The 16,167-nt window shown below is 53.3% G+C and carries 14 protein-coding genes; 11 read left to right on the top strand and 3 right to left on the bottom strand.

Going from position 1 to position 16,167, the window contains the following annotated elements:
* The first annotated feature begins 108 nt into the window (after window positions 1-108).
* The 4 genes from prfA (at window position 109) to Q0P86_RS11655 (ending at window position 4,881) form a co-directional block, all read left to right on the top strand.
* Window positions 109-1,176: a peptide chain release factor 1 gene (gene prfA / locus Q0P86_RS11670; RefSeq protein WP_072977799.1), complete on the top strand. Its 1,068-nt coding sequence runs from the start codon at window positions 109-111 to the stop codon at window positions 1,174-1,176.
* 90 nt (window positions 1,177-1,266) lie between these two features.
* Window positions 1,267-2,166 (top strand): peptide chain release factor N(5)-glutamine methyltransferase, encoded by a 900-nt coding sequence (gene prmC / locus Q0P86_RS11665; protein WP_290995795.1) that lies wholly within the window; start codon window positions 1,267-1,269, stop codon window positions 2,164-2,166.
* Window positions 2,167-2,293: 127 nt separating this feature from the next.
* Window positions 2,294-3,211: a porin family protein gene (locus Q0P86_RS11660; RefSeq protein ID WP_290995790.1), complete on the top strand. Its 918-nt coding sequence runs from the start codon at window positions 2,294-2,296 to the stop codon at window positions 3,209-3,211.
* 29 nt (window positions 3,212-3,240) lie between these two features.
* Window positions 3,241-4,881: an NAD(P)H-hydrate dehydratase gene (locus Q0P86_RS11655; RefSeq protein WP_295039615.1), complete on the top strand. Its 1,641-nt coding sequence runs from the start codon at window positions 3,241-3,243 to the stop codon at window positions 4,879-4,881.
* 45 nt (window positions 4,882-4,926) lie between these two features.
* On the opposite strand, the gene Q0P86_RS11650 is transcribed toward Q0P86_RS11655, so the two are convergent.
* Together Q0P86_RS11650 and Q0P86_RS11645 are read right to left on the bottom strand one after the other, a co-directional pair.
* Complete coding sequence (locus tag Q0P86_RS11650) at window positions 4,927-6,084, bottom strand: FprA family A-type flavoprotein (protein WP_295039613.1); 1,158 nt, start codon at window positions 6,082-6,084, stop codon at window positions 4,927-4,929.
* Window positions 6,085-6,192: 108 nt separating this feature from the next.
* Window positions 6,193-6,894, bottom strand: a complete 702-nt coding sequence (locus Q0P86_RS11645) for an SIMPL domain-containing protein (protein WP_295039612.1) — start codon at window positions 6,892-6,894, stop codon at window positions 6,193-6,195.
* A 69-nt stretch (window positions 6,895-6,963) separates the two neighbouring features.
* On the opposite strand from Q0P86_RS11645, the gene Q0P86_RS11640 reads away from it, so the two are divergent.
* From Q0P86_RS11640 to nth, 7 genes are all read left to right on the top strand, one after another.
* Window positions 6,964-7,899 (top strand): hypothetical protein, encoded by a 936-nt coding sequence (locus tag Q0P86_RS11640; protein ID WP_295039610.1) that lies wholly within the window; start codon window positions 6,964-6,966, stop codon window positions 7,897-7,899.
* A 25-nt stretch (window positions 7,900-7,924) separates the two neighbouring features.
* Window positions 7,925-10,807: a DNA polymerase I gene (polA, locus tag Q0P86_RS11635; protein ID WP_295039608.1), complete on the top strand. Its 2,883-nt coding sequence runs from the start codon at window positions 7,925-7,927 to the stop codon at window positions 10,805-10,807.
* Between the two features lie 167 nt (window positions 10,808-10,974).
* Window positions 10,975-13,389, top strand: a complete 2,415-nt coding sequence (locus tag Q0P86_RS11630; RefSeq protein ID WP_294986364.1) for a DUF3536 domain-containing protein — start codon at window positions 10,975-10,977, stop codon at window positions 13,387-13,389.
* 14 nt (window positions 13,390-13,403) lie between these two features.
* Window positions 13,404-13,949 (top strand): hypoxanthine phosphoribosyltransferase, encoded by a 546-nt coding sequence (gene hpt / locus Q0P86_RS11625; protein WP_290995771.1) that lies wholly within the window; start codon window positions 13,404-13,406, stop codon window positions 13,947-13,949.
* A complete protein-coding gene (locus Q0P86_RS11620; RefSeq protein ID WP_290995768.1) occupies window positions 13,950-14,456 on the top strand; it encodes a hypothetical protein in 507 nt (168 codons plus the stop codon).
* Entirely contained in the window at window positions 14,453-15,241 is a 789-nt protein-coding gene (cysE, locus tag Q0P86_RS11615) for a serine O-acetyltransferase (protein ID WP_290995765.1), read from the top strand. Before Q0P86_RS11620 ends, cysE begins: the two co-directional genes overlap by 4 nt.
* Before the next feature lie 98 nt (window positions 15,242-15,339).
* Window positions 15,340-15,975 carry an endonuclease III gene (nth, locus tag Q0P86_RS11610; RefSeq protein WP_290995763.1) on the top strand — a complete coding sequence of 212 codons (636 nt, stop codon included), beginning with the start codon at window positions 15,340-15,342 and terminating at the stop codon, window positions 15,973-15,975.
* Here the strand turns inward: nth and Q0P86_RS11605 are convergent.
* Window positions 15,962-16,105 carry a hypothetical protein gene (locus tag Q0P86_RS11605; RefSeq protein ID WP_295039604.1) on the bottom strand — a complete coding sequence of 48 codons (144 nt, stop codon included), beginning with the start codon at window positions 16,103-16,105 and terminating at the stop codon, window positions 15,962-15,964. The two genes, nth and Q0P86_RS11605, sit on opposite strands and share 14 nt — an antisense overlap.
* Between the last annotated feature and the right edge of the window lie 62 nt (window positions 16,106-16,167).

The raw sequence follows: 16,167 nt of genomic DNA, 5'->3' as shown, positions 1-16,167 counted from the left end.
GCAATTGTCTTGTGACGCCGCAGCACGCAAACGCAAAAACAAGTTTTTGTGCGTCCTCGCCGTGCATTGTTTTATCGCCACGCTCGCCTTTTACTAAATTTGAGCCCGATGAAAGATAAAGCTAAAAAACTGATTGAAAAGTACGAGGAACTGGAATCGGAACTCGGTAATCCGGATGTTCTTTCTGACCAAGCCCGTTACAACAAGATTCACAAGCAGTACAAGGGTATCGAAAAGGCTGTACTCAAGGCTAAGGAATACCTGCAAATGCTGAACGACCAGGAAGAATGGAAGGCCGCCCTTGGCGATTCCGACCCTGAAATGGTCGCGATGGCGAAGTCGGAACTTTCCGACATCGAAAAGAAGTTGCCGGTTATTACCGACGAGCTCCAGATTTTGATGGTGCCGAAGGATCCGTGGGATTACCGTAATGCCACGCTCGAAATCCGCGGCGGCACCGGCGGTGACGAATCAGCCCTTTTTGCGGGCGACCTGTTCCGTATGTACCAGGGCTACTGCAGCCGCATGGGCTGGAAGATGACTATCCAGGATGCGAGCGAAGGCACCGTAGGCGGCTACAAGGAAATTCGCGTATTTATCGAAGGCGACAGTGTTTACGGCACCTTGAAGTTCGAAAGCGGCGTGCACCGCGTGCAGCGCGTGCCCGAAACCGAAACGCAGGGGCGCGTACATACGTCTGCCGCAACAGTTGCCATTCTCCCGGAAGCTGAAGAAGTCGACGTGGAAATCCGCGAAGCCGACATTCACATGGACACCTACCGTTCTTCGGGCGCCGGCGGTCAGTACATCAACAAGACGGACTCCGCCGTGCGACTCACCCATATTCCGACAGGCGTGGTGGTGAGCTGTCAGACCGAACGCAGCCAGCTGCAGAACCGCTTGCACGCCATGGAAATGTTGCGTTCCAAGATTCTTGACGCCGTGATTGCAAAGAAGGAACAGGAAGAAGCCGCGAGCCGTAAGGCCCTGGTGGGCACCGGCGACCGCTCCGCCAAAATCCGCACCTACAACTTCCCGCAGAACCGCGTAACCGACCACCGCATCGGCCTCACGCTGTACAATTTGGACAAAGTTATCACCGGCGACCTGGATGAAATCATCAACGGCCTCCAGATGGCAAACGCCCAGGAAAAGCTCGGAAAGTTCAACGCTTAATGGCTTGCCGCGCCCCTCCCTTCGGCAAGCTCAGGGACCTGGGGGTCACAATGACGAATACGCGAAAGCAAAGGTAATGTAATGCCACAGATGACTGTACTTGAAATTCTGAACCGCACCAAGGTCTTCTTCGAAAAGAAGGGTATTCCTGACGCGCGCCTAGATGCCGAATACATCATCAGTCTCGGGCTTCAGATGAAGTCCCGCATGGACATTTATCTGAACTTTGAAAAGCCGCTGACCGACGCAGAGCTCGACGTACTTCGCCAGATGGTGGCACGCCGCGCGAACCGTGAACCGCTGCAGCATATTATCGGCGACACGAGTTTCCGCGGATTTATCATCAAGTGCGACAAGCGGGCGCTGGTCCCGCGCCCCGAAACCGAAATGCTTGTCGACATGGCGAAGGAAAGACTTAAGGGTATCGAAGCTCCGTTTATCGTGGAAGTGGGCACGGGAACAGGGGCGATTTCGATCGCCTGCGCGAAAGAAATCGCCGGAGCAAAAGTGCTCGCCACGGATATTTCTGAAGACGCACTTGCGCTCGCCCGCGAAAATGCAGAAATCAACGAACTGGGCTCAAACACAGAAGGCTCAAATCTTACCTTTGCTCAAGGCGACTTGCTGGACGCCGTCACCGGCGAAGCACTTCGGCAAGCTCAGTGCCCTTGCGATGCAAAAATTGACTGCCTGATTGCAAACCTCCCCTACATTCCCGATAGCGAAAAAGGGAAGCTCCAGCCCGAAGTCGACAAGTTCGACCCGGCGCTCGCCCTCTATGGCGGACCCGACGGACTTTCACTTGTCCGTAAGCTCCTCCAGCAGACCGAAGGCAAGCTGAACGCAGGAGCCTCGATTCTCCTTGAAATCGGTTCCGAGCAGGCTGAAGTCTTGAAGAACGAAGCCGCCAACTTCCCATGGCTGGAATTCGCAGGAATTCACAAGGATTATTGCGGTAACATCCGCTTTGTCAGCTACAAATCAAAATAACCTCTAAAAATCTCTTTTTCACAGCCCTCTTCGCAGGGGTTTTACAACATTTTTTCGAAAAACTTTACCGACCCAGCCCCTTTTTTATACTATTTTATTACAAAATAACTCAAAGTTTGGAGAGAATATGAAAAAGTTCTGGACACTTGTCGCCTGCACACTGATGGCAACCTCGATTTCGTTCGCTCAAGAAGAAGAATATTACTACGGAGTTCAAACCGAGGAACAGTCCGCAGACCAAGCTTCTGAACCCTGGCCGGACGAAGCAGAACAATCCAGCGAAGTAGAACCAGCGGAAGAAACTGCACCAGCTGACAACAAGGTCAACAAACAGACAAGCGCCCAACCCGCAAAAGCTTTCGAACCAACCCCCGCTCCAGCCCATATTGCACAGGCAGACGATTCACAGGATTCCTACGAACGCCCAGCCAACAATGAACAGAAATTCGGCATCGGCCTCCGAGCCGCTTTTGACTACGGCATGATGTACGGATTCAAGAACGAGGATGACGACGTGGACGGCTCCCCCACCGGCATTGGTTTCGAAGGCGGCCTTATGGGAAGAATCCAGCTTATTTCCAATCTGCATTTCGCACCGGAAGTCAACATCGCCTTTGTCCGCACCGAACACGAATACCTACACCAGAAGCGAACCTACACCAGCATAGACCTCGAAATTCCTCTCCTGATGCGCGGTATCGTTCTGGACAAGTTCTACGTCACCGGTGGTCCGCAGTTGAACCTCAACCTGAGCAACGATTTCGACTATGACAACAAGGAATCTGTCGAAGGCTACGAAGAAAAGATTGACGAAGCCAAGTTCACCTTCGGCCTTGCAGTGGGTGCCGGATTCAACATCATCGAAGGACTCTTTATCGATGTACGCTTCTACATGGGACTTATGGATCTCTATCCAGACGTGAAATCCATCAGCGACTACGAAGACGGCGACATCGTAGGCGAAGGAGACGACTTCTCCTATATCAGCATGAAGGGCGCCAAAATGATGAAGATCAAGGCCGGTCTCAGCTACTGGTTTATCTAACCTTCCGTTTTCCAACATCAGGGTAAAACATGAGAACGCTTGCCAGTTTGACCTATAAGGAGTGCCCTCCGATAGTCACCGCCGAGTCCATGCGTTTCTTGGACGGCGACACCAAAAGGAGCCGCGTTTCCAATTCCGGTTTTCATCCTCTCTGGGATATGCAAACTGAACCCGCTGTGTCTGACAGCAACGAGTTCGCCTCCCCGATCGACGCCGGATACGCCCTGATGAAATTAGCCGGCAAGGCCCTGTTTCGCCGTGTCCGTAAAATTCTCGGCGAAGATGCCGAAGGAAAATCCGTCGCCATTTTTGTGGGCGGCGGCAACAACGGCGGCGACGGACTCGCCCTTGCAAGCAACTTGATCGAAGCGGGAATTCCTTGCACCGTCTATTCGCTTGCCAAAGCGGAATCCTTCAAGGACGAAGCATCGCTCGCCTACCAGGATTTCGTAAATAATGGCGGAAAGCTGGTCTATACCGGGGAACGCTTCCCCGAAAACCCACACTTTTCCCTCGTCGTGGACTGTATGCTCGGAAACGGCGCGTCCGGAGAACTGCGCCCCGCATTTGCCCGCGCCGTAATCGCCATCGGCGAATGGGGAATCCCCATCCTCGCTGCAGATGCACCCACCGGATTCGACTTCACATCACACTGCTGCGGAGTTCCATGCACCGAAGCTACCGAAACAATGCTCTTCGGGCTTCCGCGACTTGATGCCTTCACGCAAGAAGGCGCAAAGGCTTTTGGCAATCCAATCATCGAACCGCTTGACTACCCCGACAACCTAGTCGACAAAATCAACAGTGGCATATTCCTTGCCTCCGAGAAAATTATTCCGGCATTGCTCCCCGACCGTGACGAATTCGGCGACAAGCGCGGCCAAGGTACCGCAATGATTGTGGCAGGCTCCGGGAACATGACCGGGGCTGCGGCTCTTTGCACCAAGGCTTGCCTCCGCAGCGGAGCGGGACTTGTTACAACGGCAACCCCAAAGGCGCTACTCTCGGCATTGCAATCAAAACTGGACGAACCGGTATTCTACGGAATTGGCGACGAACGTACCGACAAGCTCTCGATTATGCATCTGATGCAGTTGCAGGACCTCGCCACCCACCAGAGCGCTATCGCGATTGGCCCTGGACTTGGCATAGACACCGAAACGCAGGATGCCATCCGAATGTTCCTGACCGGTTTACAGACGCCCGTTGTCGTCGATGCCGACGCCATCAACGCCTGCGGCTCCGCATTCTTCTGCATGGAAGGCGGCCCCGCGAATGCGATTATCACGCCGCACAATCGCGAATGGGAACGCAACTTCGGCCCACTCCCAACAAATGAATGTTTCTACCCGGAATACCTGCAGCAGTTTGCAACGCAGTTCAAGATTACTATCGTGCTGAAGGGTTGCCCCACCTACGTTGCCATTCCCGACGGACGCGTGTATGTGATTCCGGCCCGCAATTCAGGACTCGCCAAGGGCGGAGCAGGCGATGTGCTTACCGGCATTATCACCGCACTCCTTGCACAAGGTTTGCCGACAGCAGAAGCCTCCGTTCTCGGCGTACTCCTGCACCAGAAAGCTGGCCGCCTGACCCGCGAAAAAATGGGAGCATTCGGCATGCTCCCAAGCGACGTAATTGAAATGTTGCCAGCAGCATTTGGTTGCTAAGGCTACTAATGTCATGCCGCACTTGATGCGGCATCTCCTTTTCTACTAAAGTAGTTCAGAAACCAGTTTGTCCATCGCTGCTTCGGATTCGGCGCTAAGCGTGGACTTCACCGTCACCACCGTTTCGGCAAGCGTCACGTTCTTGAGCGAGGAGAGGATTTCGGTCATCTTCTTTGCGGCCATCGGAGCCCACGTGCCATTCTCGACAACGCCCACCTTGCGGTTGCTGTAATTCTTCGCCTTCAAGTGATTGAGGAAATCTTCCATCACCGGGAAGAGGCCCGCGTCGTACGTGGGTGCAGCCACCACCATGCGATCGTAACGGAAAGCATCTTCGATGACTTCGGCCATGTCGCTGCGGGCAAGATCAGAAACCACCACCTTTTCAACGCCGGCGGCGGTCAACTTTTCGCCGAGCAATTCCGCGGCCTTCTTGGTTCCGCCGTAAATAGAGGCGTATGCCACGAGCACGCCCTTGTCTTCGGGAGCGTAGCTGCTCCAGGTGTTGTACTTGTCGATGTAGTAGCCCAAATTTTCGGTGAGCACCGGACCGTGCAGCGGGCAGATTGTCTTGATGTCGAGTGCAGCCGCCTTCTTGAGAACCGCCTGCACCTGGTTGCCATACTTGCCCACAATATTGAAATAGTAACGGCGGGCTTCGCAAGCCCAGTCATCCGGGTCGGCATCGTACACGCCGAACTTGCCGAACGCATCGGCCGCAAACAGCACCTTTTCGCTCTGTTCGTAGCTGAACAGCACTTCGGGCCAGTGCACCATCGGGGCACCGATGAACTGCAGCGTGTGCGCACCGAGAGTAAGCGTATCGCCTTCTTTCACGGTCTGCGTCTTGGTCGCGGCAGGGAGCGCCATGAACTGCGGCAACAGAGCAAACGCCTTTGCAGACGCCACGAGCGTCGCCTCCGGGTACTTCGCCACAAAATCAGCAATGCCACCGGCATGGTCCGGTTCCAAGTGGTGTATCACCAGGTAATCCGGTTTGCGCCCAGCAAGAGCGGCTTCCAGATTGGCAAGCCATTCATTCACCTTGTGGGCATCGACCGTGTCGGTCACGGCAATCTTCTCGTCCACAATCACATACGAATTGTACGCCATGCCCTCGGGCACCACGTACTGGCCTTCGAACAAATCCAAGTCGCGGTCATCGACACCGATGTACTTGATATTTTCGCTAAAGTTCTTCATACCGACTCCTATTTTTTTTGAAATTTAGAAAAAAACACCGACCGCCAATTTTGCCCTCACTTTTTTTCGCTATTTTGCTTGATAGAGGGTGCCAGGTGTCATCTTTTCCTAATCTTCCAAGAAATACTGCACGTTCGTCACGACGCGGACTTTCTTGATGTACGGCGTATTTTCGTCGCGGTCTTCGATAGAGAACACGCCCTGCGTGGCGGTCTTGATTTTGCCGAGTTTGCTATCGGAATCCTTCGCAAACTTTTCGGCGGCAGTGCGAGCGTTCTTGGTTGCCTCGTCAATCATGGCAGGCTTGATTTCATTGAGACCGTTAAAGCTATAAATGGTGCGGTACTGGTAATCGCTACCGCTAAAGGCAATTCCATGTTTCAGGAGTTCGCCCTGTTTTTCCATGGCATTACGAACAAGTTCTACATCGTTTGTCGCCACCGTTGCAACCACGGTTGCCACATAGCGATAATTATGTTTGCCGCCGCTGTACAGTTCGCCATCGGCATCGACTATGGCCGGGGTCGAGTAAGTAATGTTTTCTTTTTTAACGCCGTTTTCGAGCAGGAACTTTTCAAGAATCTGCGTCTTGGACTGTAGCGTTGCAGAAAGTTCCGCAAGGTCGTTGCCCACTTCTTTGTAAACAATCGGCCAAATCACGAAATCAGCCGGCACTTCGCGTTCGGCAAGGCCGCGCACAAACACCACGCGGTCGCGGTCTTTGACATCGATTTGCGCGCGATAGAAAAAAGCACCCAGGCACAAAATGGCAAGCGCCAGAATGACAGCCTCTTTAACTCTTGATTGCATATTCAACTCCTTTTCTTAGAGTCAATATACAAAATTTTATATATTACCAAAGTAAAAAAGGAGAACAAGATGATTTGTCCTAAATGCGGCAGAAAATACGAAGACGACATGCCCCAGTGCCTGTGGTGTGACGCCCCCAACCCCAAAATAAACAAGGAAACGGAAGAAGTTTACGAAAGTTCGGAATTCTCCGAAACGACAGAATCCGAAGATGACGGCAAGCCCCGCAAAGGAACGCTTATTTTCTGGATGAGCATCATTCTAGGAGAAGCGGGCGTACACTGCTTTATGAGCGGGAGAACCTTACGAGGATGGTTGTACTTCATTTTTGGCGGAGTTGCATTCAGCTTTTGGGTGGGAGCTTTAAGTCCCTTCGAAATATATTTCCCGGTCGCAGTACACTTCATCATGTACTTTACGTCCATTGCAGTCTCCGTACTCACCTATATTGACACATGGAAAATCGCACACGGGAAATACACGAACACCAAAAAAGGCTTCAATTACACAGGAGCCAAGTGGATGACGGTCATCACCATTTTGAGCATCGTCTTCAGTGCGGCTTACACATCAATTAGCTTTGTCGGACATGCCAAATCCGGATTCCTGAACATTGAATCCTACAACAAGGACTTGAGAGAAAAAAGCATCAAGAAAACAAGCAAAAGTGATAGCGAAAGCATCGCCGCCGTCATCGAGACTTACATACTAAAGCAGGAACAATTCTTTAAATCGGAGAATAAACTCGGCCGCTTTAAAGAAATTGGCTTTGCAGATACGACGGCTTCCATGTATTTCCAGATACAGGACCTGGGCGCAGGTATCGGCGTCACATACAAAAGCATGTTTGGTTGTTCCACGAATTCAACGTGGCTTTACACGACTTCCATTCAAGACGGCAAGCTCACTTGGTACACCTCTGCTCCCCAAGACGAAAACTGCAAGGAAGCATTCCCAAAGCTTTACATCTTGACTCCGAATTCTGAATGCGTCAACCAGGAATAACGGGTTAAATTTCTACATTCAAAACATGTCTGAAAAAACTCTACTTTTGCTCGACTCTTACGCGCTTGCGTTCCGCATGTTTTACGCCTATTCGCAGAACCCGCTGAAAAATAGCCAGGGCGAAGAGGTTTCGATGATGCACGGTTACTGGGGTGCGGTACTCCGCATTTTGGCCAAGCACAAGCCGACGCATTTTGCGATTGCACGCGACGTGGCGCACACCAAAACTTTCAGGCACGAACTTTACCCGGACTACAAGGCGAATCGCGGCCCCATGCCCGAAGAGATGGCGGCGCAGATGCCGCTCCTTGGCGAAAGTCTTGAAGCAAGCGGTATTCCGCTCTTGTCGGAGCCGGGTTACGAGGCGGACGACGTGATGGCGAGTACCGCCATGGCCGCCGTGGAAGCGGGCTTTGACCATGTGGTGATTTTAAGTAAAGACAAGGACATGTCGCAGATTGTAAGCGACAAGATTCACCTTTTCCACCTGACGAAGGGTGCCGACGGCATCGACTTTGGGCCGGAACAGGTGCGCGAAAAATACGGGCTTCCGCCGGAGAAAATCCGCGACTACCTGGCGCTCATGGGTGACGCAAGCGACAACGTTCCAGGCGTTCCGAAGGTGGGTCCGAAAACGGCCATCCAGTTGCTGAACGATTACGGCGACATGGACAACCTATATGCAAACCTTGACAAGATTACCAAGAAGGGTTTGCACGACAATTTGGCGAACAACCGCGAAAAGGCTTTCCTCAGCCGCGAACTGGTGACGCTCCAGACCAAGCGCGCCTTTAGCGGAAATTTAGACGCGCTTGAATACAACGGTCTGCACGTGGATACCTTGGCGCAGATGTTCAAGGATCACGAAATCAACAGCCTGCTTCGCCTGCTGGAGAAAGTCCCGAGCAAGGCGGGATTCGTGCGTGACGGAGAAGGTGAGGAAGGCACTTCGGCAGGCTCAGGGACCTTAAACGGGGATGCCGCGATTCAGGCAGCAAGTGTCCCGGTTGATGTTCCGCCGCCGTACATTTGCGTTGATACCGACGAAATCTTTGAGCAGATGAAGGCGGAATTTGCCGCATCGTCGCTCATTGGCGTGGACACCGAAACCGACGGCCTTGACCCGATGCAGTGCAACATCGCAGGTCTCTGCCTTGCCTCTGCCGACAACGAAGGCAACGTGGCGAAGGGCTACTACATTCCGCTCGGACATTCCGACGAAATCGGGTTCCCGCTCCCCGCGGGCAAGGGCGGCAACTTCGACTTCAACAAGGTCGCGAACTGGTTCAAGGAATTATTCGCAGACAATGCACCTGTCGCTGAAAATGATAGCGCCGAGGGCGCGGCTTCAAAACGAGCATTCGTGTTCCACAACGCGAAATTCGACTTGCATGTTCTCGCACGTGCTTTCAAGATTCCGCAAACCGTTATCGACAACGCAAACATCATCGATACGCTGATTGCCGCCTGGATGCTTTCGCCGGGGCAATCCGGCCTCGGGCTCGACAATCAGGTGATGCAGCGTTTGCAGCACGAGATGATTCCCATCGAGAATCTCATCGGACGCGGCAAAAACCAGATTACGTTCAACCGCGCGCCCATCAAGGAAGCCACCGAATACGGCGCCGAAGATGCAGTCTACACGCTCCGCCTTTGGAAGCCGCTCAAGCAGGAACTCGAAAAACTTGACTACGTGAAGTATTTCTTCGAGCAGGAAATGCCGCTGTTGAAGGTACTGTACCAAATGGAATCCGTAGGTGTGGCGATTGATGTTCCCGCACTCAAGACGCTGGAACAGGAACTGGCCCGCCGCATCGAGAATCTCGAGAAAGAAATCTGCGACATGGCGGGTGTGGAATTCAACATCGGTTCCCCGAAGCAGCTGGGCGACGTGCTTTTCGATACGCTCGGGCTTCCCGAAATCAAGAAGCGCAGTACCGACGCCGTCGTTCTCGAAGAACTCAGCTTCAAGGCGCCGCACCCGATTGTCTTTGCCGTCATCGAGTACCGCGAACTCAAGAAAATGCAGAGCACCTACATCTCGGTGCTCCCGACGCTGGTGAATCCGGATACCAAGCGAATTCACACGAGCTTTATCCAGTGGGGTACCGCGACGGGCCGCCTCTCCAGCCGTGATCCGAACCTGCAGAACATTCCTGTTCGTAGCGACCTCGGCAAAAAAATTCGCGCCGCATTCGTGCCGCAGAATAAGGATAACGTCATCCTTGCGGTGGACTACTCACAGATTGAACTCAGAATGCTTGCCCACTTGAGTGGCGACGAAGCGCTCATCGAAAGCTACAAGGAAGGAATCGACATTCACGCCCGCACCGCCGCCGCGATTTACGGAGTGGGCCTCAACGAAGTCACCAGCGACATGCGCCGCGACGCCAAGGTGGTGAATTTCGGCGTACTCTACGGCATGACCGCCTTCCGCTTGAGCCGTGACCTAAAAATTCCGATGTCGCAGGCAAAGGATTTTATCACCGGCTACTTCGACATGTACCAAGGCGTGCAGCAGTATATCGAAGACATCAAGGCGGCCGCCCACCGCGACGGCTATGTGGAAACGCTTTCGGGCCGCCGCCGCTACATCGCAGGCATCGACTCTAGTGACCGTATGGAATCGCAGATGGCCGAGCGCATGGCCGTAAATACCCCCGTGCAGGGCTCCGCCGCCGATCTCATCAAGATTGCGATGATCCGCATCCAGAAGCGAATCAACGCCGAGAACCTCCCGCTCCGCATGATGCTGCAGGTCCACGACGAACTCGTGTTCGAATGCCCCCGCGACCAGGTGGAAGCGATGGCCCAGATGGTGAAATCCGAAATGGAAGGCGCCATGCAACTCAAGGTTCCGCTCGTTGCAAGCGCCGGCTTCGGCGAAAACTGGCTCGAAGCGCATTAAGCGACCGCTCGTGCCTAATCATATTAAGTACTTACGCGCAGCACTCGCTCTCGCCGACACGGCTCGTTAATACGAGTCGCTTTCGGCTCACGAAGCGACCCCTCGTGCCTAATCTTACTAAGTACTTACGCGCAGCACTCGCGCTCACTTTTCTATCTTTACCCCGTATGGAAAAGAAGCTCCCCCTTTATTTTACGATTCACGGTCATTTTTACCAGCCGCCGCGCGAAAATCCCTGGACAGGCGTCATCGAAAACCAGCCCAGCGCACGCCCGTTTCACGACTGGAACGACCGCATTGCTAGCCAGTGTTACAGTCCCAATTCTGCAAGCCGTATTCTTTCACCGAACAGACGCATTGTCGATATTGTCAACAACTATGACTTTATGAGTTTCAACATGGGTCCGACCCTGATGGGATGGATTCGCACGAACACTCCGGATACCTATAGGCGAATTCAAGAAGCGGACAAGCGAAGTGCCGAGCGACTGAAAGGCCACGGCAACGCAATCGCCCAGGTCTACAACCACATCATCATGCCGCTCGCCTCGCAAGAGGACAAGAAGACTCAAATCCGTTGGGGCATCGAAGACTTCAAATTTCACTTCGGACGCATGCCCGAAGCCATGTGGCTCGCCGAAACCGCCATCAACTTCGAAACGGTGGTGGAACTCATCAAGGCGGGGATCAAGTTCACCATCCTTTCGCCGACGCAGGCCGACAAATTCCGCAAATTTGGCGACTCTCAGTGGACCGGTTGCGGCAACACCGACATCGACACGACTCGCCCTTATCGCATCTACCCGCGCAACAAGGACGGCGTTCTCGTTTGCGACGGTTACCTGGATGTTTTCTTCTACAACCCGTGGCTTTCTTCTGCAGTGGGCTTTGAGCACCTGCTCCGCGACGCAGGCACCTTCGGCAGCCGTATCAAGGACGCCTGGGACGAAAAGCGCCAGGATCCGCAGTTGGTGAGCATCGGTACCGATGGCGAAAGCTACGGTCACCACGAACCGTTCGGCGACATGTGCGCCGCCTGGCTCTACAACCACTACGCCCCGGATCACGGCATGGTCCCGGTAAACTACGGTTGGTTCCTTGAAGAATTCCCGCCCCAGCACGAAGTGATGCTCAAGAACTTCTACAGCGAAGGCTGCGCCTGGAGCTGTGCCCACGGCGTTGGCCGCTGGTACCGCGATTGCGGCTGCTCGACTGGCGGTGGGCCGGGTTGGAACCAGAAATGGCGCGGTCCGCTCCGCGATGCCTTCAACCACTTGAAGAAACTCGCCGACGATATTTTCGTCCGCGAATTTGAAAAGATATCCAACGTAGACCCGTGGGAAGCTCGCAACAACTTTGTCGAAGTCCTGGTCGCCCCCGAAGACGAATCGCGCGTACAGGCGTTCCTCGCCAAGACGCTCAAAAATCCGAACGACGCAGACATGTGCGCGAAAGCCATCCGCCTGCTTGAAATCCAGAAGTTCTGCCTGTTCAGCTTCACGAGCTGTGGCTGGTTCTTCAACGACATCGAAGGTCTGGAACCGGTGCAGAACATGCGCTACGCCCTGCGTGCCATGGAACTTTTGGAACCGTTCTTGCCCTACGGTCACCACATCAAGAATGAAGTCATCAGCATTCTCGCCCGCGCCACAAGTAACGAACACAAGTGGAACGGTGCCGAAGTGTTTACGAACTATGCCGAAGAAAAAGTTCCGGTGGTCGTGAAGGAAATGGCCGAACAGGCCGCTATGTTCCACCTGAACCTGGAAGACGATTCCGAAAAGAACAAGAAGATTGTCGCTACGAAGATTGCTTCGCGCAGGCGCCAGACACTCGTTCGCACGGAATATTTCGACAAGTACATCAACGAACGCCGCATTTCGACGGTACTTGCCATCACCGACATGCTCGGCCGCATCAACCTGGTCGTCGCCGATGGTGAAAACGAGCAGAACGGGCTTAAGTTTGTTGAAAATCCGAATATGAGCACGCAGGAACTGCAGGCGCTCTACCCCACCGCCTATGTGGTTCGCATGCGCAACCTGATGAGCGACTCCATCAAGCGCATCAACCACATTTCGACCAAGAAGTACCTGAACAGCCTCACGGAATCGTTCTCGAGCTTTGCGCTTTCTCACGGACTTTCGATTGACAGTCTGGCCGACCTTGACCACACCCTGCCAGATACGATGCGCAAGATCCTTTCGCTCGAAATCAACTCCAAGATTCACCACCTGGCACTCGAATACATGGAAAAAGACGACCAGAAGGTTTTCGACGAAATCAAGGATTTGATAGAGGAAGCGAACGCCCTGCATACGCATTATTCCTTTGGCGGAACAGGCCGTATGTTCCATGCAAAGCTCATCAAGCTGATCGACTCCGTATTCGAAAGCTTCGATACGAATGCCGTTCATCACATCACGGGACTTATCACGGTTGCCGACTGGCTCAAGCTCGAAATCGACAAGACCAGTCTCGAGAACAAGGTGTTCCCCGCTTACCAAGAATACGTGAAATACCCGACCAGCAAGATTGCGGCACTCAAGTCGATGTTCAGCTGGTTGAATTTCGAGGTTTAACCACCGAGGTCAATATGTACAGGATGTCCGAAAAACCACTCATTACCGCAGACAAAATTCGCGAACGTGTCGCAACGCTCGCTCGTGAAATTGTCGACGTCTATGACTACGACATCCTGCTTTCGGCCCTTACCGGAGCTTACATGTTCACTGCCGACTTGAGCCGTGAAATTGCAAATGCTCAAGGAGCGAAAGCCCCCCATAAGCGAATCGCCTTTATCAAGGCATCAAGCTATGGTGATTCCACCGAATCCAGCGGCAAGCTCCAGGTGCAGGGCCTTGAAAGGATCCCCCTTCAGGGCAAAAAAGTCCTGATGGTCGACGACATCGCCGATACAGGAACTACACTTCTCGGCCTTACGGACATGCTCAATGAGGCCGGGTCCAAGGAAGTCCGCACCTGCGTACTATTGAACAAGCAGGAACGGCGCGAAGTTGAAATCAAGGCCGACTTCGTTGGTTTTGAAATTGCAAACGAATTCGTGGTCGGATACGGTCTCGATTACGCAAATGAGTACCGCACCCTTCCCGAAATATGGACGCTACAGGAGGCTGACTAAATGGCGAACAACGATTTTGATGACGTCCGGCTCCATGCCACTCAAACATTCGAAGCGGTTGAACGCAGCTACAACAAGATTGGCCGCGGCAAGCGTTTCTTGATCAATTTGGCCGTATGCCTTTTGTTCTTTATGGCGGGCTTCATCGTATGCAACATATTTAACAGCGTTCCGAGCGAAGGCGTCATTGAACGTGTCGCCGCCCAGCCGGATATGCCGAACAAGTGCAAATACCGTTACGACCGCGCCATGGAATACGCCATTATGCACGAATGCGTTTTCGGCAAAGGTACCCCCAGCAACGAAAAGACGCTCACACAGCGAATCAACTACTGTACCTGCGCCCTCGAAAGCGTACAGAAGAAAAAGCCCTACCAGAAAATGTTTGAAAACAACCTCGTAGACTTCACCTTCAAAATCCGCGAAGAAAATCTATGCAAAGAAAACAAGGTGATTCCCACCTTGGATGACGAAGAAGAAGAGTCGAAGGACAAGGCTAAAAAATGACCGTCGAAGAAATTGAAAAGAAAATCCGCTGCGAAGCAGAAAAATTGGTTCACGACGAGCCGCTTTCGGTACTGATGCTTACCGAACAAGTTCTAAACTGCAAAGATTTTGCAGCCATGCTCACGGTAACACTTTCGTGTCAGCTGGCGGGTGAAATCATGGACCGCACCGAACTCGAAAAAGTCTTCGGAATTCTTTACCTCAAGTACCCGGAACTGGTGACCTGCGCAAGCAAGGACTTGTACGCGACAGTCCTTCGCGATGCCGCCTGCACCAGCTTCCTAGAGCCACTTCTCTTCTTCAAGGGATTCCAGGGGCTGCAAGCCTACCGCGCCGCCCACGCCCTGTGGCAGGAAGGCCGTTCATTCCCCGCCAAGATGCTCCAGAGCATCATTAGCCGCAAGTTCGGCATGGACATTCACCCGGCCGCTAAAATCGGCTACGGCCTCTTGATTGACCACGCCACGAACCTGGTCATCGGCGAAACCGCTGTAGTCGGAAACAACGTGAGTTTCTTGCACGGCGTGACCCTCGGCGGTACCGGGAACGAAGTCGGCGACCGTCATCCGAAAATCGGAAACGGCGTGATGCTTGGTGCCCATGCACAGTTGCTCGGCAACATCCACATCGGCGATGGAGCAAAGATTGGCGCTGGCGCTGTAGTGGTAAGCGACGTTCCAGCGCATACGACTTACGCAGGCGTCCCCGCCGTACAAGTCGGTAAGCCGCACGACGAAATGCCAAGCTTCAACATGCAGCAGGACTTCACTCGCGACTGCGAGTAATGAGACAAAGGTTCTCCAACCTTATAACGATTCCTGAGCAAGCGAAACGCATCAAAACGGTCATCCTGGAACGACTGAAAGGAGTGACGGGATCCATTATGAAGAAAGCAGAAAGAATAAAGTTCATCAGCGAAACGCTCGACGAGTTGCTTCCCGACCCGCCGATTCCTCTGGATTACTCAGACCCCTATACGCTCTTGGTCGCCGTGGTCCTGAGCGCCCAATGCACCGACCTCCGCGTCAATCAGGTGACCAAGGAACTTTACAAGAAGGCGAAAACGCCCAAGGCCATGGTGAAACTCGGCACCGAAAAGATAACCGAAATCATCAAGCCCTGCGGCCTTTCTACCACCAAGGGCAAGAACATTTTCAACTTGTCCAAGATTCTTGTTGAAAAGTACGACAGCGTTGTTCCGCAAACTTTCGAAGAACTCGAAGCGCTTCCTGGTGTCGGCCACAAGACGGCCAGCGTCATGATGATTCACGCGTTCAAGATTCCGGCCTTCCCCGTAGACACGCATATTCACCGCCTCGCCAAGCGCTGGGGACTTTCCGACGGCAGTTCCGTCGAACAGACAGAAAAAGACCTCAAGAAAATCTTCCCCGAAAGCGAATGGGAAAAGCGCCACCTGCAAATCATCCTGTTCGGGCGTACTTATTGCAAGGCTCTCGGCCACATGCCCGAAAAATGCCCTATCTGCAGTGTCGTCGGTTGCAAGGTCACCAAGAGCTAGAACTGTTCCGCTGGTAAAACCAGTAGTAGAACAGACTCCAGGCGCCCCACAGTACGCATAGCCACATTCCTACATAGCCCGCGGTATACACGGCGTTTGCAATCGTATCGTATTTCAGCAAGAGACCCATTTCGGACAAAATAAACTACCCTGCACTGAAAGTGCAGGGTTTTGTATGTCGTATGCGGATGG

This window comes from uncultured Fibrobacter sp., from assembly GCF_946062555.1.
Classification (GTDB): domain Bacteria; phylum Fibrobacterota; class Fibrobacteria; order Fibrobacterales; family Fibrobacteraceae; genus Fibrobacter.
This window is presented reverse-complemented; position numbering and strand designations above follow the sequence as displayed.